This window comes from Acidovorax sp. SUPP2825, from assembly GCF_030158995.1.
Classification (GTDB): Bacteria; Pseudomonadota; Gammaproteobacteria; order Burkholderiales; family Burkholderiaceae_C; genus Paracidovorax.
Genome location: NZ_BQXK01000006.1, coordinates 74,281 through 96,914 on the forward strand (window position 1 = coordinate 74,281; position 22,634 = coordinate 96,914).

At 71.5% G+C, this 22,634-nt stretch carries 25 protein-coding genes; 18 read left to right on the top strand and 7 right to left on the bottom strand.

The features are described from left to right. Positions 1-27: 27 nt before the first annotated feature. From AVAK2825_RS09475 to AVAK2825_RS09485, 3 genes are all read right to left on the bottom strand, one after another. On the bottom strand, positions 28-1,530 hold the full coding sequence (locus tag AVAK2825_RS09475) for a carboxylesterase/lipase family protein (RefSeq protein ID WP_284397117.1): 1,503 nt from the start codon (positions 1,528-1,530) through the stop codon (positions 28-30). Beyond that, positions 1,527-2,522 (bottom strand): Bug family tripartite tricarboxylate transporter substrate binding protein, encoded by a 996-nt coding sequence (locus AVAK2825_RS09480; protein ID WP_284397118.1) that lies wholly within the window; start codon positions 2,520-2,522, stop codon positions 1,527-1,529. The genes AVAK2825_RS09475 and AVAK2825_RS09480 overlap by 4 nt, the downstream gene beginning before the upstream one ends. Positions 2,523-2,598: 76 nt before the next feature. Beyond that, a complete protein-coding gene (locus tag AVAK2825_RS09485) occupies positions 2,599-3,270 on the bottom strand; it encodes a TetR/AcrR family transcriptional regulator (protein WP_284397119.1) in 672 nt (223 codons plus the stop codon). Between the two features lie 134 nt (positions 3,271-3,404). On the opposite strand from AVAK2825_RS09485, the gene AVAK2825_RS09490 reads away from it, so the two are divergent. The 8 genes from AVAK2825_RS09490 (at position 3,405) to AVAK2825_RS09525 (ending at position 10,199) form a co-directional block, all read left to right on the top strand. After that, entirely contained in the window at positions 3,405-4,829 is a 1,425-nt protein-coding gene (locus AVAK2825_RS09490) for an FAD-binding oxidoreductase (RefSeq protein WP_284397120.1), read from the top strand. Positions 4,830-4,923: 94 nt separating this feature from the next. After that, positions 4,924-5,451 (top strand): hypothetical protein, encoded by a 528-nt coding sequence (locus tag AVAK2825_RS09495; protein ID WP_284397122.1) that lies wholly within the window; start codon positions 4,924-4,926, stop codon positions 5,449-5,451. A gap of 31 nt (positions 5,452-5,482) precedes the next feature. Further along, a complete protein-coding gene (locus AVAK2825_RS09500) occupies positions 5,483-5,812 on the top strand; it encodes a hypothetical protein (RefSeq protein WP_284397124.1) in 330 nt (109 codons plus the stop codon). A 38-nt stretch (positions 5,813-5,850) separates the two neighbouring features. After that, positions 5,851-6,276 (top strand): hypothetical protein, encoded by a 426-nt coding sequence (locus AVAK2825_RS09505; protein ID WP_284397126.1) that lies wholly within the window; start codon positions 5,851-5,853, stop codon positions 6,274-6,276. Between the two features lie 68 nt (positions 6,277-6,344). Continuing rightward, positions 6,345-6,719 carry a DUF485 domain-containing protein gene (locus AVAK2825_RS09510; protein WP_284397128.1) on the top strand — a complete coding sequence of 125 codons (375 nt, stop codon included), beginning with the start codon at positions 6,345-6,347 and terminating at the stop codon, positions 6,717-6,719. Between the two features lie 130 nt (positions 6,720-6,849). Continuing rightward, a complete protein-coding gene (locus tag AVAK2825_RS09515; protein WP_284397131.1) occupies positions 6,850-8,247 on the top strand; it encodes an MFS transporter in 1,398 nt (465 codons plus the stop codon). A 34-nt stretch (positions 8,248-8,281) separates the two neighbouring features. Then, positions 8,282-9,127: a shikimate dehydrogenase family protein gene (locus AVAK2825_RS09520; RefSeq protein ID WP_284397133.1), complete on the top strand. Its 846-nt coding sequence runs from the start codon at positions 8,282-8,284 to the stop codon at positions 9,125-9,127. 61 nt (positions 9,128-9,188) lie between these two features. Beyond that, positions 9,189-10,199 (top strand): aldo/keto reductase, encoded by a 1,011-nt coding sequence (locus tag AVAK2825_RS09525; protein WP_284397135.1) that lies wholly within the window; start codon positions 9,189-9,191, stop codon positions 10,197-10,199. 100 nt (positions 10,200-10,299) lie between these two features. On the opposite strand, the gene AVAK2825_RS09530 is transcribed toward AVAK2825_RS09525, so the two are convergent. Continuing rightward, on the bottom strand, positions 10,300-11,586 hold the full coding sequence (locus tag AVAK2825_RS09530; RefSeq protein ID WP_284397137.1) for an MFS transporter: 1,287 nt from the start codon (positions 11,584-11,586) through the stop codon (positions 10,300-10,302). A 65-nt stretch (positions 11,587-11,651) separates the two neighbouring features. Between AVAK2825_RS09530 and AVAK2825_RS09535 the strand changes: the two genes are divergently transcribed. Beyond that, positions 11,652-12,581: an AraC family transcriptional regulator gene (locus tag AVAK2825_RS09535; protein ID WP_284397139.1), complete on the top strand. Its 930-nt coding sequence runs from the start codon at positions 11,652-11,654 to the stop codon at positions 12,579-12,581. Positions 12,582-12,599: 18 nt separating this feature from the next. Here AVAK2825_RS09535 and AVAK2825_RS09540 read toward each other — a convergent pair whose 3' ends face one another. Then, entirely contained in the window at positions 12,600-13,508 is a 909-nt protein-coding gene (locus AVAK2825_RS09540; protein WP_284397141.1) for a LysR substrate-binding domain-containing protein, read from the bottom strand. Between the two features lie 242 nt (positions 13,509-13,750). Here AVAK2825_RS09540 and AVAK2825_RS09545 point away from each other — a divergent pair, with 242 nt between their 5' ends. From AVAK2825_RS09545 to AVAK2825_RS09580, 8 genes are all read left to right on the top strand, one after another. Further along, complete coding sequence (locus tag AVAK2825_RS09545) at positions 13,751-14,518, top strand: ABC transporter permease (RefSeq protein WP_284397143.1); 768 nt, start codon at positions 13,751-13,753, stop codon at positions 14,516-14,518. Beyond that, complete coding sequence (locus AVAK2825_RS09550) at positions 14,515-15,546, top strand: ABC transporter ATP-binding protein (protein WP_284397144.1); 1,032 nt, start codon at positions 14,515-14,517, stop codon at positions 15,544-15,546. Before AVAK2825_RS09545 ends, AVAK2825_RS09550 begins: the two co-directional genes overlap by 4 nt. Positions 15,547-15,612: 66 nt before the next feature. Next, positions 15,613-16,689 carry an extracellular solute-binding protein gene (locus AVAK2825_RS09555; RefSeq protein WP_284397145.1) on the top strand — a complete coding sequence of 359 codons (1,077 nt, stop codon included), beginning with the start codon at positions 15,613-15,615 and terminating at the stop codon, positions 16,687-16,689. A gap of 5 nt (positions 16,690-16,694) precedes the next feature. Next, on the top strand, positions 16,695-17,516 hold the full coding sequence (locus tag AVAK2825_RS09560) for an ABC transporter permease (RefSeq protein ID WP_284397146.1): 822 nt from the start codon (positions 16,695-16,697) through the stop codon (positions 17,514-17,516). After that, positions 17,494-18,015 carry a TIGR00725 family protein gene (locus AVAK2825_RS09565; protein ID WP_284397147.1) on the top strand — a complete coding sequence of 174 codons (522 nt, stop codon included), beginning with the start codon at positions 17,494-17,496 and terminating at the stop codon, positions 18,013-18,015. Before AVAK2825_RS09560 ends, AVAK2825_RS09565 begins: the two co-directional genes overlap by 23 nt. A 149-nt stretch (positions 18,016-18,164) precedes the next feature. Beyond that, entirely contained in the window at positions 18,165-18,821 is a 657-nt protein-coding gene (locus AVAK2825_RS09570; protein ID WP_284397148.1) for a flavin reductase family protein, read from the top strand. A gap of 76 nt (positions 18,822-18,897) precedes the next feature. Next, on the top strand, positions 18,898-19,116 hold the full coding sequence (locus AVAK2825_RS09575) for a hypothetical protein (RefSeq protein WP_272566235.1): 219 nt from the start codon (positions 18,898-18,900) through the stop codon (positions 19,114-19,116). Positions 19,117-19,186: 70 nt separating this feature from the next. Further along, entirely contained in the window at positions 19,187-19,489 is a 303-nt protein-coding gene (locus AVAK2825_RS09580) for a hypothetical protein (protein ID WP_284397150.1), read from the top strand. 63 nt (positions 19,490-19,552) lie between these two features. On the opposite strand, the gene AVAK2825_RS09585 is transcribed toward AVAK2825_RS09580, so the two are convergent. Next, entirely contained in the window at positions 19,553-20,488 is a 936-nt protein-coding gene (locus AVAK2825_RS09585) for an NADP-dependent oxidoreductase (protein WP_284397151.1), read from the bottom strand. A gap of 43 nt (positions 20,489-20,531) precedes the next feature. Next, on the bottom strand, positions 20,532-21,602 hold the full coding sequence (locus AVAK2825_RS09590) for an alkene reductase (protein ID WP_284397154.1): 1,071 nt from the start codon (positions 21,600-21,602) through the stop codon (positions 20,532-20,534). A 91-nt stretch (positions 21,603-21,693) separates the two neighbouring features. Between AVAK2825_RS09590 and AVAK2825_RS09595 the strand changes: the two genes are divergently transcribed. Next, positions 21,694-22,584, top strand: a complete 891-nt coding sequence (locus AVAK2825_RS09595) for a LysR family transcriptional regulator (protein ID WP_284397156.1) — start codon at positions 21,694-21,696, stop codon at positions 22,582-22,584. Positions 22,585-22,634: the final 50 nt, after the last annotated feature.

Consider the following 22,634-nt stretch of genomic DNA (forward strand, 5'->3'; position numbering starts at 1 on the left):
TGGCGGGCCGCCCCGGATCCGTTCAGTTCAAAGCACGCCGTTCCACGCGTCCAGCGTGCCGGAGGCCGGCGCCGGGCCGCACCAGCCCAGGTCGTCGAAGAACTGCATCCAGGGCGTTCCGGGGCCGTGCTCCGGCCAGCCGGGGTCGCCTTGCACCACGAAGTCCGCCCACGCACCGTGCATGGCATCGGCCAGCGGCTGCGGCGGGGCATCGCCGGTCAACTCGCGCCCGGTGGACGTGGCCAGGCGGTCGAAGACGAACGGCAGGTCCACCCCGTGCGCGGCGCCCAGTTGCCCGCTGCACTGCGGCGACCGCCATTCCAGCTCGTACCGGTGCACCGGCAGTCGGTTCGCGACGGCCAGGGCCGCGATGCGGCGCGCCGGCACGCGGTAGTAGTAGTCGGACTGCATGGCGCACAGCATCTCGCCGGCATGGGCGCCGCCCTCGCACGCGGGCAGCGCCGCATAGGCCTGGCGCGCCGCGGGCGGCAGGCCCGTGTCCCGCATGAAGGCCGTGACCTGTTCATCGGTCACTCGGTCGATGGCACCGCCGGGCACGTGGTACAGGCGCATTTCCTCGGCATTGCTGCCCACCAGCACCTGCAGCGGCGGCCGCGACGGATCGGACCATTGGCGCTGCAGCGCTGCCAGCGGCGCCTGGGCGAGCACCTGACTGTCGATCACCGGACGCAGCGGGAACACGTTGCGGCGGCTGATGCCGTGCTGGTCGCGCAGGGCCGCGTCCTCGGCCAGCCGGTGCACGGCGAACAGCACATCCGCCGGCGGCGCCGCGCCCAGCGCTGCGAGCGTAGGGGCCACGCCCAGCAGTTGCGCCACGGCAGTGCGCACCACGGTGGCCTCTTCGACGGTCTGGCAGGCCACGCTCGGGCTTTGCAGGATGGCGCGCTGGAACAGGCCCTGCGCCGCCGGCATGCCCATCAGGCAGGTGATGGCGCCCGCGCCCGCCGACTGGCCGAACACCGTCACGCGCCCGGCATCCCCGCCGAAAGCCGCGATGTGCTCCCGCACCCAGCGCAGCGCGGCCAGCAGGTCGAGCAGGCCCCGGTTGGCAGGCGCCTCGCCACCGAAGTGCATGAAGCCGTCCACGCCCAGCCGGTATTGCAGCGACACGAACACGATGCCCTTGCGCGCGAACGACGCGCCGTCGTACAGCGGGTCGCTTGCGCCGCCGCGCAGAAAGCCGCCGCCGGGAATCCAGACCATCACCGGCAGGTTCGCACCCGCGCGGGGCTCGGGGGTCCACACGTTCACCGCCAGGCAGTCCGGGCCGCCCAGCGGGCGGGCCCGGGCACCGCCGCCGCGCGGCCACTGGGGCGGCACCGGCGCGAAAGCCATCGCCTCGCGCAGTCCCGACCAGGCGGGCGCGGGCCGGGGGGCTAAAAAGCGCAGCGCGCCTTGTGGGGCCTGCGCATAAGGCACGCCGCGGAACACGGCGACGCCATGGTCAAGGCGCCCCTGCAGCCCACCTCCGTGGGAAAGGTGCACGCACGGCACGGTATCCAGAGTCATTCAGTGGCCAATCCCAGTTTGTCGATCAACGGTTTCCAGACCGAAGTATCGCGTGCCGCCCAGGTGCGCGCATCCCCCGGGACGGACTCGGCCAGCGTCACGTTCATGGCCTCCATCCGCGCGCGGTAGGACGCATCGCCGCTGCGGCATTTCTCGGTCGCGGCATTGAGCGTGCCCAGCAGCGCGGGCGGCGTGCCGGCCCGCGCCACCACGGCGATCCACGCGGTGCGGGCCAGGTCCTTGGCGGCCGGCAGGGCCTCGCCGATCGAGGGCACATCCGGCAGCAGGGGCGAGCGCTGCGGCGCGAACACCGCCAGGGGCACGAGCTCGCCCGACCTGGCATGCGGCGCGGCCGTGCCGATGACCAGCGTCATCGCCTGGATCTGCTGGCCCATGAGGGCGGTGAGGCCGGCGCCCTCGCCCACGAAGGGCACGTGCGTGCCGGACACGCCCATGCGGTCGAGCAGCGCCGAGGTCAGCAGGTGCGCCGGGCTGCCCTTGCCGGGCGAGCCGAAATCGAGCCCGCCCGGATGGGCCCTGGCCTGGTCCGCCAGTTGCGCCAGCCGCGTGATGCCAAGCCCCGCCGGCACGGCCAGCACCAGCGGCGTGCTGCCCAGCACCGCCACGCTGTCGAAGTCGTGCAGCGGGTCGTAGGGCGGCTGCCGGTAGACGTAGGGCGTGATGGTCATCTGCGACATGCCGATGGTCATCAGCGTGTAGCCATCGGCCGGCTGGGACTTGAGCGCATTGACCGCCAGGATGCCGTTGGCCCCCGGCTTGTTCTGCACCACCACGGGCTGGCCCATCTCGCGCGCGGCGCAGTCGGCCCAGGCGCGCGTCATCGCATCGGACGCGCTGCCCGGCGGCTGCTGGGCGATGAGCTGGATCGGCTTGGCGGGGTAGCCCGCGGGCTGGGCGCCGGCCGCGAAGGCCAGCGATGCGAGCGCGGCGCCGGCCAGGGCGCGCCGTGCGCCTGTGCGAGGGGGGTTCATGGTGTGTCTCCTGTTGTCGTGATGGATGCCGGATGCCCTGGGGTGCGAACGTGCCCGGGCCAGGGCACGGCGCCGGTCATGCCGCGCGCGGTAGCCTGGCGCGGGGACGGGGTTTCGATGCCGGAGCGCCCGCGCGGGCCAGGCCGTCGCAGCGCTGCGCGATGAGCGTGGCCAGGCAATCGAGCTGCGCATGGGTGGCTTCGTCGGTGGGGCGGAACATCTCCAGCAGGCCCAGGCCGCGCAGGGTGGAGAACACCAGCCCCACGAACCCCTCGCGCTCCGGGTCGCCCGCCAGTTCGGGAAACGCCTCGAAGAACCCCGTGTGCATGCGCGCATTGAGGTCCTGGCGCAGCGCGGCGATGTGCGCCACCACCTCGGGCTGGTTGCGGCTGCCCAGATAAACGTTCCACGCCGCCATGAAGCGCGGCTGCGCATAGACGATGTGCCACGCGGACCGCACGAAATGCTGCGCGCGCTGCAGCGCCGGCAGCGATGCGGCGGGCCACAGCAGGCCCTCGCGGTCCTGCGCCGCGATCAGCTCGGCGAGCACGCGCATCATCAGCGCGGCCTTCGACTCGAAGTGGTGCTGCACCGCCCCCGACGTCATTCCCGCCGTGCGGGCCAGTTCGTGGATCGACATCGCCTCGAAGCTGCGCGACTGGATGACCTCGATGGCCGTGGAGATCAGGCGCTGCTGCGTGGCGGCGCTGCGCTCGGCATGGGTGCGGCGGGGCGTGCGGTGGATCATCGGCGGCAAACGTTATACATTTCGAACGTAATGTAAATACGCGGCAGCGAGACCGTCAATCCCGGGCAACCCCCTGCCTGCGACGGGCTGCCTACAATGAAAAAGCCGCACCCATTCCAGCCTGGAGACACGCCATGAACGCCCCCGCCGCCGCCAAGCACCTGCTTCCCGAAATCCACCTGCGCCCCGTTCCACAGGCACTGCTCGACGCACTGGCCGCCCGCTTCGGCGCGCAGTGCTCCACGGCCCAGGCGGTGCGTGAACAGCACGGCCGCGACGAGGGCTCGCTCAAGGCGCCCCCTCCCTCGGCCGTGGTGTTCGCCGAAACCACGCAGGACGTGGCCGACGCCGTGAAGCTGGCCGCGCAGCACGACGTGCCGGTGATTCCGTACGGCGCGGGCTCCTCGCTCGAAGGCCACCTGCTGGCCGTGCAGGGCGGCATCAGCATCGACGTGAACCGCATGAACCGCGTGCTCAGCGTCGATGCCGACGACCTCACCGTGACCGTGCAGCCCGGCATCACGCGCAAGCAGCTCAACGATGCCATCAAGGACACGGGCCTGTTCTTTCCCATCGACCCCGGCGCGGACGCCAGCATCGGCGGCATGTGCGCCACCCGCGCCAGCGGCACCAACGCCGTGCGCTACGGCACCATGCGCGAGAACGTGCTGGCCCTCGAAGTGGTCACGGCCGGCGGCGAGGCCATCCGCACCGGCACACGCGCCAAGAAGAGCGCGGCCGGCTACGACCTCACCCGCCTCATGGTGGGCAGCGAAGGCACGCTGGGCGTGATCACCGAGGTCACCGTGCGCCTGTACCCGCTGCCCGAGGCCGTGTCGGCCGCCATCTGCTCGTTCCCGAGCATCGAGGCCGCCGTGCGCGCCACCATCCAGACCATCCAGCTGGGCGTGCCGATCGCGCGCGTGGAACTGATCGACGCGCACACCGTGCGCATGGTCAACGCCCACAGCAAGCTGGGCCTGCGCGAGGAGCCCATGCTGCTCATGGAATTCCACGGCTCGCCGGCCGGCGTGAAGGAGCAGGCCGAGGTGGTGCAGGAGATCGCGGCCGAGTTCGGCGGCAACGCGTTCGAATGGGCCACCACCCCCGAGGAGCGCACCCGCCTGTGGACCGCGCGGCACAACGCCTACTTCGCCGCGGTGCAAAGCCGCCCCGGCTGCCGCGCCATCAGCACCGACACCTGCGTGCCCATCAGCCGCCTGGCCGATTGCCTGCTCGATTCGGTGACCGAGGCCGACGCGAGCGGCATCCCCTACTTTCTCGTCGGCCACGTGGGCGACGGCAACTTCCACTTCGGCTACCTGATCGACCCCGAGAGCGCCGAAGAGCGCCTGAAGGCCGAGGACCTGAACCACCAGCTCGTCGCCCGCGCACTGCGCCTGGGCGGCACCTGCACGGGCGAGCACGGCGTGGGCCTGCACAAGATGGGCTTCCTGCTGGACGAGACCGGCGCGGGCGCGGTGGACATGATGCGCGCCATCAAGCGCGCGCTGGACCCGAAGAACATCCTGAACCCGGGCAAGATCTTCGCGCTGTGACGCGGGCGGCCGAAGGCCGGCCCGCAGGGGGGCGGATCGCCGGCCATGCCACCCGTCCCATGCCGCCGTCTCGGCCATCGGCCCATCCGAAGCCATGCCTGCGAAACGACTGACCTTGCGCCGCCGGCGCTGGACGCTCATTTTTTCCCTGCCGTTCACCGTGCTGATGCTGGCCATCTGCATCTACTCGGTCGTTCTCATGCTCACGGGGAACCGGCTGGTCACCTTCCTTGCGGGGCTCTCGGCATTCGGAGCCTTCTGCGTGGGGGGCACGCTGGGAAAGACGGTGCTCGAAGCCCTCTGCGACCTTCAACCTGCCGTGATCGTCGATTCGCACGGCTTGAATGACCTTCGCGGCGGGACGGGTCTGGTGCCGTGGCACGAGATCGAGCGGGTGAAGCTCGACCTGGACGAGCAGCGCATCCTGGTGGATGTGGCGGACCATGCGGCGCCCGATCGGCGCAGGGGGATCAGCAAGACCCGGCGGCTTCTCTTCGGCGGCGACTACACCGTGGCGCTGGCGGGCCTGAGCTACCACCCGCAGGAACTGGAACGGGCGCTGGCCTGGCACCACCGGCAGGGCGCAAATCGCCGCGCGGCCCATGGCAAGATCGGGATCTGATCCCATGGCGGCGATCGCCGGGTGAACCACGATGTCCAAGATCCTGCTGCTCATTGCACTGACCATTCCGCCCGGGCTGGCGGCCAGGCTGGATGCGCCCAGGTGGGCCTTGCTGCTTTGCGCCGTGCCCTTCGGCCTGCTCGCGATGCACATGGGGGATTCGGACGAGCACCTGTTCGGCGACGCGTCGGAGAAGGTCGGGCGCTTCCTGTTCTTGGCCATGGGCATCGGCGGCGTCGCGCTGGGGCTGCTGGCGTGGAGCCTGCGGGGCACGGCCTCGGCCCTGGGAATGCTCTGGTGGTTCCTGCCGGTCGCCCTGGTGCTTCTGCTCGCGGGCATCGTCCGCGTGCTTTTCAAATGATGGCTGCTCCCCAGGCGCCCGTTCCAGCGATCCCAGACATGCCACGTTCTCCCGACGGAACCCATCGGGCGGTGCTGCGCTTCGAAGGTGAGATCCGATTCGGCCCCGAGTACTTTCGCCTGTCGATCGACGGCCGCGGCATCCCGCACCGGATCTTCGGCCAGCCCCTCCTGTGGTCGCCCGACTCGCGCTTTCTGGCCACGCAGGAATGGCTGACCACCGACTACGCCGCAGGGCCCATCACCTGCGCTGCGCTGATCGACGTGGACAGGTGGAAGATCGCCCGGCTGGAGGTGCTGGCCAAGGGCTTTGCGCAGGACTTCCGATGGGAGGGGGCCACCCTCCATTACCAGCAAGTCTTTGCGGCCCGATCCACGGCCTTCTCCGCCCAGGCCACGCTGGAATCCGTGGCAGGCTGGGCGCCCATCGACGCCGCCCCGCCGCGTCCAGCAGAGGGGGCATGACGCCTGGGACCGCGTCGCCTGCAACGCTATAAAGTCCGCGCCATGGCCACCAACCACCCGGAGAATCCATGAAGTGCTTCGTACACCAGGCCGCCGACGCAGTGGGCACCTGCCGCGCCTGCAACAAGGGGGTCTGCCCGGCCTGCGCCAAGGACCTGGGCCATTCCATCTGCTGCGGCCAGGGCCCTTGCGAGACCAAGGCGCGCACGCTGGATTCGCAGGTCGCGCAAAGCAGCGTGGTGCTGGCCGCGCAGCGGCGCAACCGGTTCCTCGCGCCCCTGTTCTTCATCGTCGCCGGTGCCCTGTTCATTGCCTTTTCCGGCAGCGGCAAAGGGTCGTGGTTCAGTTTCGGCCATGCCTTCGGGCTGGGGTTCATCGTTTTCGGCATCGTCCTGGGCATCGCCAGCCACCGGTACGCCAGGGAACTCGAACGCAAGGCCTGATGCACCGCCGGCCGGCGCCACCCGCCAAGCACGGATGGCCAAAAGGCACCCCAAGGCATGCGATGCTCGGCCAAACGCCCAACGCAGGCTTTTGCGTCCATCCAACCATTCCAACAGGGGAGACAAACCCATGCCAGACCACCACGCCGCCGACAGCGGCTTACAGCAAACGCGCAAGGCCACCGCCAGTGGCTGGATCGGCTCGGTGCTGGAGTACTACGACTTCTTCATCTACGCCACCGCCGCATCGCTGATCTTTCCGCAGATCTTCTTCCCCGCGGGCAACCCGACGGCGGCCATCGTGGCCTCGCTCGCCACCTACGGCGTGGGGTACGTGGCCCGGCCCATCGGGGCCCTGGTGCTCGGCCACTGGGGCGACACCCATGGCCGCAAGCAGGTGCTGGTGCTGTGCATGTTCCTGATGGGCTTTTCCACCCTGGCCGTGGGCCTGCTGCCCACCTATGCGCAGGCCGGCCTGCTGGCCCCGGCGATGCTCGTGGTGCTGCGTTTGATCCAGGGCTTCGCGGTGGCCGGCGAGATCTCGGGGGCCAGCTCGATGATCCTGGAGCACGCGCCGACCGGGCGGCGGGGCTTTTATGCGAGTTTTGCGCTGCAGGGCGTGCAGGCAGGGCAGGTGCTGGCGGCGGCGGTGTTCCTGCCGCTGGCGTATTTCTTGCCGGCCGAGCAGTTCAACACCTGGGGCTGGCGCGTGCCGTTCCTGCTGAGCTTCATCGTGATCCTGGTGGGCTACTACATCCGCCGCGAAGTGCAGGAAACCCCCGTGTTCACCGCCGAGCGCCGGCAGGGCGCCGTGCCACGCGCGCCCATCGTGCAGGCGTTCCAGGAGAACGGGCCGAACATGCTGCGCGTGGTGTGCATGGCGCTCATGAACGTGATCCCGGTGGTGGCGACGGTGTTCGGCGCGGCCTATGCCGTGCAGCCGGGCTATGGCGTGGGCTTCGACAAGAGCGTGTACCTGTGGATTCCGGTGCTGGGCAACATCGTCGCGGTGCTGGTGATCCCGCACGTGGGCAACCTGTCGGACCGCATCGGCCGGCGCCCGCCGATCATCGTGGGCGCGCTGGCGTCGGGGCTGCTGGCGTTCCTGTACCTGTATGCCATCAGCATCCACCACGTGCCGATGGCGATCGGCATGTCGCTGCTCATGTGGGGCGTGGTGTACCAGGGCTACAACGCGGTGTTCCCGAGCTTCTACCCCGAGCTGTTCCCGGCCCGCACCCGCGTGACCTCGATGGCCATCTCGCAGAACGTGGGCACCACGCTCACCGCCCTGCTGCCCGCGCTGTTCGCCGCCGTGGCGCCGCCCGGCTCCACCAACGTGCCGGCCACCGTGGGCGCGATCGCATTCGGCGTGACGGCCATCGCGGCGCTGGCCGCGTGGTCGGCGCGCGAGACCTTCCGCATTCCCACGCAGGACCTGGGCCAGCCCGATGCCCAGCCCCTGTCCGAGGCCGCATACGAACAGGCCCGCCAGGAAGCCCTGCGCAGCCATGGGCGCGGCCGCTGAAAGACCCACGGCAATCGGCCCACCATCGTTCCCCATGCAGCAGCAAACCATCAACGGCAGCACCCGCCTGATCGCCCACCTGGGCTACCCGACCGAGGCCTTCAAGGCCCCGATGATCTACAACCCGTGGTTCGCGCAGCAGGGCATCAACGCCTTGGTGGTGCCCATGGGCGTGCGGGCCGAGGACTACCCCGCCACGCTGCAGGTGCTGCGCCGCATGACCAACTGGCACGGCGCGCTGGTGACCATGCCGCACAAGGTGAGCACGCTGGCGCTGGTGGATGCGCTCACGCCCACGGCGCGCATCGCCGGGGCCTGCAACGCCATCGTGCGCCGACCCGACGGCACGCTGCTGGGCGACCAGTTCGACGGCGCCGGCTTCGTGCGCGGCGTGCAGCGCAAGGGCCTGGCCCTGGCGGGCCGGCGCGCGCTGGTGTCCGGCAGCGGCGGGGTCGGGTCGGCCATCGCCGCCTCGCTGGCCGCCGCAGGGGTGGCCGAGCTGGCCCTGTTCGACGTGGACGGCCACCGCGCGCAGGCGCTGGCCGACCGGCTGCGGCAGCACTACCCCGCCCTGCGCACGGCGGTGGGCCGCAACGACCCGGCCGGGTTCGACCTGGTCGTGAACGCCACGCCCCTGGGCATGCGCGAGGACGACCCCTTGCCCTTCGACGTGGACCGCATCGCCCCCGGCACCTTCGTGGGCGAGGTGGTGATGGCGCAGGCCCACACCCCGCTGCTGCAGGCCGCCATGGCCCGCGGCTGCCCGGTGCAGCAGGGCACCGACATGCTGTTCGAGATGATTCCCGCGTACCTGGAGTTCTTCGGCTGGGGCGGCGCCACGCCCGAGGCGCTGCGTGCGGTGGCGCGCATCGTGTATTGACCGGTGCCTGCCCGGCCGCTACCGTCACGCCACCTTCCGCTTCGCACACCAGCGCCATTCGATGCCCACCACCCCCCGCTCCCTCGGCCCCTTCCAGGTCCACCCCATCGGCCTGGGCTGCATGAACCTCAGCCATGCCTACGGCGTGCCGGCCTCGCGCGAGCAGGCCGAGCGGGTGCTGCTCACCGCGCTCGACGAGGGCGTGACGCTGTTCGACACCGCGGCGCTCTATGGCTTCGGAGCCAACGAGACGCTGGTGGGCGAGATCCTCGCGCCGCACCGCCAGCGCATCACGCTGGCGAGCAAGTGCGGCATGCAGGGCGTGGACGCGAACGGCGACGGTAAGCTGGTGCGCGTGATCGATGGCCGCCCCGCCACCTTGCGCGCGACCTGCGAGGCCAGCCTGCGCCGGCTGCGCACGGACGTGATCGACCTGTACTACCTGCACCGCTGGGACCGGCGCGTGCCCATCGAAGACAGCGTGGGCACGCTGGGCGACCTGGTGCGCGAGGGCAAGATCCGCGGCGTGGGCCTGTCGGAGGTGTCGGCCGCCACGCTGCGCCGCGCGCACGCCGAATACCCCATCACCGCGCTGCAGACCGAATATTCGCTGTGCACGCGCAACCCCGAGATCGCCGTGCTGCAGGCCTGCCGCGAGCTGGGCACGGCGTTCGTGGCGTTCAGCCCGCTGGCGCGGGGCTTCCTGGGCGGCGCGCTGCGCGATGTGTCCACGCTGGCGCCGGGCGACATCCGCCGCACGATGCCCCGCTTCGCGCCCGAGGCCTACGCGGCCAACCTGCGGCTGCTGGGCGCCTACGAAGCCCTCGCCCGCGAGGCCGGCTGCACGCCCGCGCAGCTGGCCCTGGCCTGGCTGCTGGCGCAGGGGCCGGAGATCATCCCGATTCCGGGCACCACGAGCGTGGCGCACCTGCGCGACGACCTGGGCGCGGCGGATGTGCGACTGCCGCCCGAGCTGCTGGCGCGGCTCGATGCGCTCGTCCATGACCGCGCCATGGCGGGCGACCGCTACCCGCCCCAGGCACAGGCCGAGGTGGATACCGAAGCGTTCTGAGCCCCAAAGCACATTGCTACGTTTTTAATAGCAACATGCCCTAGTGGAATCTGCACTGGAGCCCTGAAAGGCTCCAAGCCCTTCCCGCCGGCGCCGCGCGTCAGGCGGCCATGGGCCGGGCCGCGCGGGCCCGGGCCGCCACGCCCGCACCGACCACGCCGGCCGAGGCCACGCCCAGCACCAGTGCCGCGGCCGATCCATAGAAGATCCCGTGCGCCGCGCCGCGGTCCAGCAGCGCGCCGAAGATCGGGGCCGCCACGCAAAAGCCCAGGTCCAGGCCCGAATACACCGTGCCATAGACCCGGCCCGTCGCCCCGGGGGGCGCGGCCCGCTTGATGAGCATGTCGCGCGAGGGGCCCGCCAGGCCCGTGCCCAGGCCCGCGATGGCGGCGAACGCCACGGCGCCCATGCCGGGCAGCCAGCCGGTGCCCACCAGCAGCAGCAGCACGCCGGTGGCCAGCAGGCACACGGTGATGATGCCCTCCAGCCGCGCCACGCGGCCGGCGAGAAAGCCGCCCACCACCATGCCGGCGGCGCCGCACAGCATGTAGCCCGTGACCACCATGGAGGTCACCGCCAGCGGCAGGCCGTACATCTGCTGCAGCGCGGGGCTGGCGAAGCTCTGGATGGCGCTCAGGGCGCAGGTGGTCCAGAAGAAGAACGAGAAGCACAGCCACACCGAGGGCAGCTTGAGGAAGGCCATGGGGTGCTCGGCCACGGCCGCAGCGCCCGGCGCGCCGGCGGTGCCGGGCTTGGGCGCGTGGGCCCAGGCGCCCTGCCGGTCATCGAGCGCGTCGCGCTGCCACACCATGATGGCCAGCACCACCGCCGCCAGCGCGGCCCCGCACAGGCAGGCGGTGCGCCATGATCCGGTGGCCGCGGCGATGCCGGCCATGAAGACCGGCGCCGTGGCCCAGCCCAGGTTGCCCGAGATGCCGTGCACCGAAAAGCCGTGGCCCAGGCGCTGCGGCGACACGCGCTTGTTCAGGATGGTGAAGTCCACCGGATGGAAGGGCGCATTGCCCAGCCCCGCCAGCGCCGCCGCCAGCATCAGCCCCGCATAGCCCTGCGCCGTGCCGGCCACCAGGCCCGCCACGGCGAAGCTGGACAGCGCGAAGAACAGGATGGGGCGCGCGCCCACCCGGTCCACCAGAAAGCCCGACAGCGCCTGGCCCACGCCCGAGATCACGAAGAACACCGACACCAGCAGCCCCAGCTCCGAGTAGTTGAAGCCGAACTCCGCGATCAGGAACGGAAACAGCGGCGGCAGCAGCATGTGAAAGAAATGCGAGGAGCCGTGGGCCAGGCCGATGAGGCCGATGGTGCGGGCGTCCTGGCGCAGCGTGCCGGCGGGCGCTGCGGGGTGGGGGGATGCGGTGGAGGTCATGGCAGCGATCTTAGGCAGCGGCGCGGCGGCAGGTTGACGATAGACTGCCAACTTCTGTCGCGATCATGCCAAGCACCGCCCATTCCACTCCCGCGCCGGCCCCCAGCGCAGCGCCGCGCCCGCGCCGCGCGGTGTCGTACGTCAGCTCGCTCACGCCCGACCTGTTCGTGCCCGCCGGCACGCGCCCGGTGCGCGCCAAGGCCCGCTGGCTGCCCGCCGACACGCAGGTGCTGCCCCACAGCCACCCGTGGGCGCAGGTGGCGATCTCGACCACGGGGGTGATCCGCCTCACCGCCGCGCAGGGCACCTACATCGTGCCGCCCTCGCGCGCGCTGTGGATTCCGCCCGGCGTGGAGCATGCCGTCACCATGGTGCAGGACGCCGACCTGCGCACGCTGTACTTCCACCAGCCGCGCGGGCGCTGCGGGCCGGGCGTGCCCATCGGCGCGGCGCGCGCGGACGACGCGGCCTGGCGCCAGTGCCGCGTGCTGGAGGTGTCGCCCCTGCTGCGCGCCCTGGTGTGCGAGATGCCCTCCGAGCCCGACGACAGCGCCACGCCCCCGACGCCCGAGCTGCTGCGGCGCGAGCGCCACCTGAGCGCCCTGATCTGCGAGGAGCTGCGCCGCGCCGCCGCCCTGCGACTGGGCGTGGACCTGCCGCGCGACAAGCGCCTGCTGCACCTGTGCGAGGCCGTGCTGGCCGACCCCACGCGCCACGAGGCCCTGGAGGACTGGGCGCGCGACACCGGGGCCAGCCCGCGCACCGTGGCGCGGCTGTTTCGCGCCGAGCTGGGCAGCACCTTCACGCAGTGGCGCCAGCAGGTGATCCTGGCCAAGGCGGTGGCGCTGGCCGCCGAGCGCCTGCCCGTGGGGCAGATCGCGGCCGAACTGGGCTACAGCGCCAGTGCCTTCAGCGCCATGGTGCGGCGCGCCGTGGGCATGCCCCCGGCCCGCTTTCTCGGCCTGCAGTCGCCCGCGGGCCTGGGCCCGGGGTAGCGCCCCGCGCGCGATCGATCAGCCCACGGGGCCGCGCGAGCGCTGCCCCTCGGCCAGCAGCCACTCGCGGAACGCGGCGAACGCCGGCAGCTTGAGCCGCCCCGGGTGGTAGCACAGGTAGTGGCCCTGGTCGATGGCCACGGGCTCGCCGCAGGGGCTCACCAGCGCGCCCTCGGCCAGTTCCTCCTGCACCAGCACCCGGGGGACCAGGCCGATGCCCAGGCCCGCGAGCGCGGCCTGGATGAGCGGCGCGTACTGCGCAAAGCGCGGCCCCGCTGCCGTGTGCGCCGCGGCCACCCCGTGCTGCGCGGCCCACTGGCGCCAGGCGGTGGGCGCGTTCTCGTGGTGCAGTAAGGTGTGCCCCAGCAGGTCCTCGGGCCGGGCGATGCGGTGGTGCGCGTCCACCAGCGTGCGCGCCGCCACCAGCACGAATTCGCGCCCCGCGATGTATTCGGACACCACGCCGGGCCAGCCGTCCGGCCCGTAGCGGATGGCCGCGTCCACGCCGGGCGGCATGCCGTCGGTGGGCTCCAGGTGGCGGCTGAAACTCAGGGTGACCTGGCGGCTTTGCTGGCGAAAGGCCGGCAGCCGGGGGATCAGCCACTTGGTGAGGAAGGTGGGCACGCTGGCCAGCGTGAGCAGCCCCGCCCCCGCATCGCCCGCCCGGGCCTCGAAGGTGGCCGCCTCGATGGCGCGCAGCCCGCCCGCCACCTTCTGCCAGTACACGTGGCCCTGGGGCGTGAGCTGCACGCCGCGCCCGCTTTTCTGCAGCAGCGGCCGGCCGATGAACGCCTCCAGCCCGGCCACCTGCTTGCTGACCGCGCTCACCGTGACGCACAGCGCCTGCGCGGCCAGCGTGAGGCTTTCATACCGCGCCACGGCATCGAAGGCCAGCAGCTCCTGGATGGTGGGGCAGGTGCGCTTCACGCCTCCCCCTGGGCAGCGCTCCGGGCGGCAGCGCGCCCGGCCCGCATGACACGGATGTGAAAAACACTTTCCTTTTGCTCAAGCAACGTCATCCAGGTTTCACCCATCGATGGCACCGTTATTCCTAGAATTTTGATGAATCTTCCACGCCGCCATCGGCAATGTGGCGCTTCAGGAAAGTATGCCGGGTCGCCTGGTGCCTGCAAAGCCCCTCGCCCCGTCCCCTCCACCGGAGTCACTCCTTGGTCCGCGCCGCCGCCCTGCTCTACGCCGCCTACCTGCTGCTGCCCATCGCCCTGCTGCTGCTGGGCAGCGTGGGCGAGCGCTGGACGAACACGCTGCTGCCCACGGGCCTGACCGGCCGCTGGTACGCCGAACTGTGGGCCGACCCCGCGTTCCGCAAAGCCTTCGGCACCAGCCTGCTGGTGGCGCTGTCGGCCTGCGCCATCAACACGGTGCTGGCGCTGCCGCTGGCCCATGCGCTGTACCACGGCGCCCGCCGGGGCCGCGCCGGCATGGCGCGGCTGGTGAGCGCGCTGCCCATCGCCGTGCCGCCGGTCACGCTGGCGTTCGGCTACGTGATCGTGTTCAACACCGACGCCCTGCCCTGGCTGGGCTCGCTGCCGCTGCTGATCGCCGCGCACGCCGTCGCCACCCTGCCCTACCTCACCCAGACGCTGCTGGCCGACCTGCGCCACCAGGACCTGGCCCGGCTGGAGGCCGCCGCCGCCACGCTGGGTGCCTCGGGCTGGCGCCAGTTCACCACCGTGGTGCTGCCCAGCCTGCGCCAGAGCCTGCTCAGCGGGCTGGTGATGGTGGCGGCGCTGTCGGTGGGCGAGTTCAACCTGTCCAACCTGCTGGCGGGCTTCCAGAGCCGCACGTACCCGGTGCTGCTGCTGCAGGCCTTCTACGGCGCCACCGGCTTCGCCTGCGCGGCCACGGTGGTGCTGCTGGTGCTGGCGGGTTCGGCGGCGCTCTTTTCCTCGTCCCTCGTGAAACACCGCCCATGAGCCTCGTTCTCCAAGACGTCCACTACCGCTACCCGGACAGCCCGCACGGGCTGCACGGCGTGTCCCTGGAGGTCGCCACCGGCGAGCTGGTGGCGGTCATCGGCCCGAGCGGATCGGGCAAGTCCACGCTGCTGCAGCTCGTCGCGGGCCTGCAGGGCGCGGGCCACGGCGGGCGCATCCTGCTGGCCGGCGAAGACCTCGCCCACACGCCGGTGCACCGCCGCGGCATCGGCATGGTGTTCCAGAACTACGCGCTGTTCCCGCACCTGCCGGTGATCGACAACGTGGCCTACGGCCTGCACATGCGCGGCGTGCCGGCCCCCGAACGCCGGCGCCGCGCGTTGGCGCTGCTGGAGACGGTGGGCCTGGCCGACCGCGCCGCGCACCCGGTGGCGCTGCTGTCGGGCGGCCAGCAGCAGCGCGTGGCCCTGGCCCGCGCGCTGGCCATCGACCCGCGCGCGCTGCTGCTGGACGAGCCGTTGTCCGCCCTGGACGCCAGCGTGCGCGGCCACCTGCGCGACGAGATCCGCCAGCTGCAGCGGCGCTTCGGCGCGACCACGCTGCTGGTCACGCACGACCAGGAAGAGGCCCTGGCCATGGCCGACCGCGTGGCCCTGCTGCAGGACGGGCGCCTGCTGCAGTTCGCCACGCCGCGCCAGCTCTACGAGGCGCCCGCCAGCCGCGCGGTGGCGCGGTTCGTGGGCCTGTCCACCGTCTGGCCCGCCACCGTGGCGGGGCCGGACCGCATCGACCTGGGCTTTGCGACGCTCTGCACGCCCACCGGCCCGCGCGCCCCGGGCCAGGCCGTGCACGCCCTGGTGCGCCCCGAGCACGTGCGGCCCGACCCGGCCCCGCGCGCCGTCAACCGCCTGGAGGGGCGGACCGGCGCGCTGCGCTACCTGGGCAGCACCACGCGCTACGACTTCGCGGTGCCCGGTGCGCCCACGCCGCTGCTGGCCGAGTCGCCGCAGCCGGCCCAGGCCGCCGTCGCCATCGCGCCCGAGCACATCCGCCTGCTGGACGACTGACCGCACGGCGCTGCCCGCTCCCATCCGATTCCCCGCATTCCCACCGACCCTTTCGGAGATTTCCCCATGCAACGCAGACAACTCATCCAGGCCGCCGGCGCCCTGCCGCTGGCCGCCCTCGCGCCCGCCGCCTTCTCATTCGACGGCCCCGAGCTGTACGCCGGCGAGAAGGCGCTCTACCAGGCCGCGCAGAAGGAAGGCCTGTGCGTGTCGTTCGACACCGGCCCCGAATGGGCGAACTGGAAGGCGCTGTTTCGCGAGTTCAAGAAGCGCTACCCCGAGATCGAGCTGACCTACAACGACATCGGCTCGGCCGCCACCGTGCTGGCGCTGGAGAAGACCCGCCGCCGCCCCCAGGCCGACACCGCCTACTACTTCGCGGCCTCGGCCGTGGACGCCGCCGCCAAGGACGTGGTGGCCCCGTTCAAGCCGGTGAACTTCGAGCACCTGCCGCCGGTGTTCCGCGAGGCCGAAGGCCGCTGGTTCACCATCCACACGCTCAACATCGCCTTCCTGGTGAACCGCCAGCTCGTGAAGACCGTGCCCACCGGCTGGGCCGACCTGCTGCGGCCCGAGTACCGCAACGCCGTGGTGTACCTGGACCCGCGCACCGCCGGCGTGGGCCAGGTGGTGGCGTTCGCCGCCGCCTACGCCATGGGCGGCAGCGTGGACGACGTCAAGCCCGGCACCGACTACCTGGGCCGCCTGCATGCGGCCGGCAACGTGCTGCGCGTGGAGGGCACCACGCCGTACGCCAAGTTCCTCAAGGGCGAGATTCCCATCTGGATCGGCTACGAGAACGACGGCCTCAAGGCCAGGCATGTGGACGGCATGGGCGATGCGCTGGAGGTGGTGATCCCCCGCGAGGCCAGCGTGGCCGCGCCCTATGCCATCAGCCTCGTCAAGAACGGCCCCAACCCCAATGCCGGCAAGCTGTGGCTGAACTTCACCATGAGCCAGGCCGGCCAGGCGCTGTTCGCCCAGGGCTTCGTGCGCCCCGCCGTGCCGGGCGTGCCGCTGGCCGCCGACATCGCCGCGAAGATGCCCGCCGCCCCGCAGATCCGCCCGCTGGACGTGGTGAAGGCCTCCGCGCGCAAGGCCGAGGTGGACCGCCTCTGGGCCGAGGCCACCGTGGGCCGCTGAACGCCATGCGGCGATTCGGTGCCTGGCCCGCCTGGGCCTTCATGGCGCTCTTTCTGGCCGTGCCGCTGGCGGCGCTGCTGCCCGAGGCCCTGGCCGGTTACGGCGCGGCCTTCGGGCGGCTGCTGCACCACCCGCTGTTCGCGGGCGCGCTGCGCAACACGCTGCTGCTGGGGCTGGGCAGCGGCGCGGTGTCGGCCGTGGTGGGCAGCTGCCTGGCCCTCGAACTGGCGCGCCAGCCCGAGGGCAGGCGCCGCTGGCTCATGGCGATGCTGGGGCTGCCGCTGGCCTTCTCGGGGCTGGTGATCGCCTACGGCTTCATCCTGGCGTTCGGCCGCGCGGGCCTGGTCACGCAGCTGGCCGCCCGGCTGGGCGCCGACCCCGCCGTGGTGGGCGGCTGGATCTACAGCGTGGGCGGCCTGGGCCTGGCCTATGCCTACTACCTCGTGCCGCGCGTGGCCCTGTCGCTGTACCCCGTGTTCGCGCACCTGGACCTGCGGCCCCTGGCCGCCGCGCGCACGCTGGGCGCCACGCCGCTGCGCGCGTTCTGGGACACCGTGGTGCCCGAGGTGGCGCCCTCCGTGCTCGCCAGCGCCTGCACCGTGGCCGCGCTGGCCATGGGCACCTACGGCACGGCGCTGGCGCTGGTGGGAACGCAGCTGAACATCCTGCCGCTGATGCTGCTCGCGCAGGTCAGCGACGGGGGCAACGACTTTTCCATGGCGGCGGCGCTCTCGCTGGTGCTCATGGTCGTGTGTGTGATCGTGATGGGAGTTGGAGATGTGGCCACCCGCCAACGGGAGCGCGATGCTTCCCGAAACCACCGTTGAGGCGCTGGCGCGGCTGGCCGCCCGCCAGCGCGGCCCGCGCCGCCATGCCCAGCCGGTGGGCGTCATCGGCCCCGGCGACGGCGGCGTGCGCGAATGCCAGGCCGCCTACGCCGTGGGGCGCCACCTGGCGGCCGCGGGCATGGCCATCGTCTGCGGCGGGCGCGGCGGCGTGATGGCGGCGGCCTCGCGCGGCGCGCACGACGCGGGCGGCATCGCCATCGGCCTGCTGCCCGAGGACGACGACCGCCACGCCAACGAATGGCTCAGCGTGGCCGTGCCCACGGGCATGGGCGAGATGCGCAACGCCCTCATCGCGCGCAGCAGCCGCTGCCTGGTGGCCGTGGGCGGCGGCATGGGCACGCTGTCGGAGATGGCGCTGGGCCTCAAGTGGGGCAAGCCGGTGTATGTGCTGCACGGCGACATCGCCCTGCCCGGTGCCGTGCCGGCGGCGGACCTGGGCGAGCTGCTGGGCGCGGTGGCCGCCTGCCTGCTGGATTGAAGGCGCCCGGGCGGGGGGTGAAGGGGGCGTTCGCAGCCTTTTCGAACCTTTCAGGCCGCACGCCGGGAGATTGATTGCCCTGTTAGCTATAAAAATAGTAGCAAATGCCCCGGCCGGCGAATCCGGAACCGTTTGTGTATCGTGCAGGCATGACGACCGCCACCTCCCCCCACGACCCCGCCCCGGCCGCCTCCGGCATCCACAGCTACGAGCCGCGCCAGGGCCACGGCCTGCCGCACGACCCCTTCAACGCCATCGTGGGGCCGCGCCCCATCGGCTGGATCGCCTCGCGCAGCGCGGCCGGCGTGCTCAACCTGGCGCCCTACAGCTTCTTCAACGCCTTCAACTACACGCCGCCCATCATCGGATTCGCCAGCATCGGCGCCAAGGACACGCTCGCCAACATCCAGGCCACGGGCGAGTTCGTCTGGAACCTGGCCACCCGCCCGCTGGCCGAGGCCATGAACCGGACCTGCGCCGCCGTGCCGCCCGAGGTGGACGAGTTCACGCTCGGCGGCCTCACCCCCGCGGCCTCGCGGATCGTGTCCGTGCCCCGCGTCGCCGAAAGCCCGGTGGCCATGGAATGCCGCCGCACGCAGATCGTGCAGCTCGAGGGCGCGGACGGCGAGAAGGTGCCCACCTGGCTGGTGCTGGGCGAGGTGGTGGCGGTGCACATCGACCGCGCGCTACTCAAGGACGGGGTGTACGACACGGCCCATGCCGGGCACATCCTGCGCGCGGGCGGCCCGGCGGACTATTTCACGGTGGGGCCGGAGCAGCTGTTCAAGATGCATCGGCCGCGCTGAGCGGGCCTGGGCGGGGCACTGGCCAGCGGCTATGCTCCACCAACCCTTTTCCATTCCACTGCAGAGAACCGACACCATGAACCCCACCCGACTGATCGCCATCGTTTTGATCGTGGCCGGCGCCCTGGGCCTGGCCTACGGCGGCTTCAGCTACACGAAGGACACCACCGTGGTGAAGGTCGGTCCGCTGGAGATATCGGCCAAGGAGAAGGAGACCGTCAACATCCCGCTGTGGGTGGGCATCGGCGCCATCGCCGTCGGCGGCCTGCTGCTGGTGCTGGGCGCGAAGAAGTGATGCGGAGGCACGGCCCGCAGCCGGCCCCTGCGCGGTGCGGGGCGACTGCGATGGAACGGGACGGCCCGGCATGAGGGCCGCCGCGCTGCGCCGCTTCGCCGTGCGCTGCTGGTTCGGCCTGCTGTGCATCGCCCTCGGCCTCGCGCCGGTGCTGCTGCTCTTGCTGTCGTGGCCGCTGCTGCGCCTGCTCGGCTGCGAAGGCAACGAGGGCTCGGGCATGCAATGCGCCGCGGCCCCCGGGCTGTCGGACGCGGCGTATTCGGTGCTCATGATCGGTGCGTGGGGGTCGATGTTCACGCTGCCCTCGGCGCTGATGCTGTACCTGGCTGGGGTGGGAGTGCGCTGGCTGGCGCGCCCGCCGGCGCAGCGGTAAGGCCGGAGCGATACACCGCCGAAAGACGTTTGCCTTCCAGGCCTTTGCCGTGCCCGGGACCGATCAGCGCGTGAAGTCGGCCACCACCTTGCCGATGCGGGGGCCGGTGCGACTGCGTTCGATGGCTGCCGGAATGCCGTTGAAGCCCACGGTATCGCTCAGCTTCGAGATCAGCGAGTCTTGGGCAATTTCCTGCGCGAACTGCGCCAGGAGCACCGCGTCCGCCTGGTTCACGAACCACAGTCCGCGACGGCCGGCAGGGGTGCGTGCGGCGATGTCGGGCGCGGCCGCGCTGACGATGGCGCCGCCTTCGGCCAGCACGGCCCACGAGCGATCGAGCGCCTCGCCGCCAACGTAGTCCAGCACCAGGCCGATGCCCTGCGCCACCGACTCGAAACGCTCGCTTCGGTGGTCGATGACGTGGTCCGCGCCCAGGCTTCGGACATGGTCGAGGTGCGCTGCGGAGGCCGTGGCGAAGACCTCGGCGCCGGCCCGCTTGGCGTACTGCACGGCATAGCCGCCCAGCCCTCCCGCAGCGCCGTGGATCAGGATGCGCTGGCCTGCCGCGATGGGCCCCGCCTGGTGCAGGCTCTGCCAGGCCGCGACGGCCGCTACGGGGATGCCGGCGGCCTGGACATCGTCCAGCCCCGCGGGCGTGTGCACCAGGTTCGCCTCGGCCACCAGCACGAATTGCGCATACGCGCCGAGCCGGCCCAGCGGGCCCATGACGCGGTCGCCGACCCGAAAGCGCGAGGCCCCCGGCCCGACGGCCTCGACGGTGCCGGCCAATTCGATGCCGAGCACGGCGGGCAGGGGAATCGGGAAAGCCTTCTGGACCAGGCCTTCGCGGACTTTCCAGTCGATGCCGTTCACGCCGGCCGCGCGAACCCGGACCAGCACCTGGCCGTCGCCGGCGGAGGGTTTCGGGATCTCGCCGATCTCGGCGGCCGACGCGCCGCCGTAGGCGCGGATCAGGACTGCGCGTTGGGTCGTTGTCATGGGAGGTTCTCCTGTGCAGGTGTCGATGGCGGGGCGCGCCGTTTCAGGCGGCTGCGCCGGCCAGGGCCGGGTAATCGGTGTAGCCCTTGGCACCACCGCCGTAGTAGGTGTTGTGGTCCGGCGCATTCATCGGGGCGTTGGTTTTCAGGCGCTCGACGAAGTCGGGGTTGGCCAGCACCATCTGTCCGTAGGCTTCCAGATCGGCCAGGCCCGACGCCAGGTCGTTGCCGATCTGCTCGCGTGCACGCCCCGGGCGGTTGACGATGAGCGTGCCGCGCCAAAGCTTGCGAATGTCCGCCACCAAGGCTTCGTCGCCCACGTGCATCACATGCACATAAGCCAGGCCCAGCCGGGAGAGTTCGGCGCTCAGGTAGCGGTACAGGGCCGGCCCTTCGGGCCCCTCATCGATGCCCCCCAGCTGGGCACCGGGCGACAGGCGAATGGCGGTACGGTCCGCGCCGATTTCCTCGGCGATCGCGGTGGCCACTTCGATCGCGAAACGGGCGCGGTTCTCGATCGATCCGCCGTACTGGTCGGTGCGGGTGTTGGCGCTCGGGGCGAAGAACTGCTGGACCAGATAGCCATTCGCGCCGTGGATTTCGACGCCGTCGGCACCCGCCTCGATCGCCCGGCGAGCGGCCAGACGAAAGTCCGCCACGGTCTGTTGGATCTCCTCGGTGGTCAGCGCGCGCGGCTCGGGGATGGGCTGCATGCCCGTCATCGTGAACATCGGCGCGCCGGGCGCGATCGCAGAGGGGGCCACGGCCTGCCGGTGGTGGGGCGTGTTATCGGGGTGCGACATGCGGCCCACGTGCATGAGCTGGATGAACAGGCGCGCGCCCTTGGCGTGCACGGCGCCAGTGATGCCCTGCCAGCCGGCCACATGGGCATCGGTGTAGATGCCGGGGGTGGTGAGGTAGCCCTGGCCGTCGTCGGAAGGCTGCGTGCCTTCGGAGACGATCAGCCCGACATCGGCGCGCTGCGCGTAGTAGGTGGCCGCGAGGGCCGTGGGCGTGCCGTCGGGCGCGGCGCGGGAACGCGTCATCGGCGCCATCACGAGGCGGTTCGAGAGGGTGTAGCGGCCGACGGTGGCAGGGCTGAAAAGGGCGGTCATGGGTTTCTCCGGTTGCGAAGCTGCATCTTCGATTAACCCACCCGTGAGATAAAGATGGTTTGATGGGAATGATTGATCCAATATTGACGCAATGGCCCTCGAATACCTGAACGACATGGCGCTTTTCGTGGAGGTGGTGAAAGCCAAGAGCTTTCGCGCGGCCGGCGATGCGACGGGGGTGCCCAACTCGACCTTGTCGCGCCGGATCGGCGCGCTGGAGACATCGATCGGCCTGCGCCTGCTGCACCGCACGACCCGCAGGATCGAGTTGACCGAGGCGGGGCAGATCTACTACGAGCGCTGCCGGCGCATCGTCGAGGAGGCGCGGATCGCGCACGAGCAGCTGGGCGACCTGCTGGCCCAGCCCAGCGGGGTGCTGCGTGCTTCGCTGCCGGTGGACTTTGCGACCATCTATGTGGCGCCGCTGATCGCGGAGTTCGCGCGCCGCTATCCGGGCATCGCCTTCGATCTGGACCTCAGCCCGCGCCGGGTGGACCTGGTGGCCGAACCCTTCGATGTGGCCATCCGCATGGGCGAGCAGCCGGACTCGACGCTGGTCGCGCGCCAGTTGGCCCGCCTGACCACCCACCTGTACGCATCGCCCCGCTATCTGCAGGCAGCGGGCGAGCCCGCAGACCCCGCCGCGCTGTCACAGCATGAGTGCATCGGCTCTCCCAAGCTCGGCCCGTGGGTGCTGAACGCCGACGAGGGAGGGGCCACCGTGGAAGTCGCTATCGGCCAGCGCTTCAAGGTCAACAGCGTGGGGATGTGCCGCAGCCTGGCCGTGCTGGACCAGGGCATCGCGCTGCTGGCGGAAGGCGTCGTCGCGGACCACGTGGCCGAGGGGCGCCTGCGCCGCATCCTGCCGGGCTGGTACGGAACGCCCGTCCCGGTCTACGCCTTGACCGAAACGCGGCTACTGCCGGCGAAAACGCTGCGTTTCATCGAGTTCCTGCAGGAGCGGCTGGCCACCGGTGCGTGAAGCCGGCCGCGGGGTGCACGGCCCGGCCGCCCCGGCCGCCGCACCCGCGC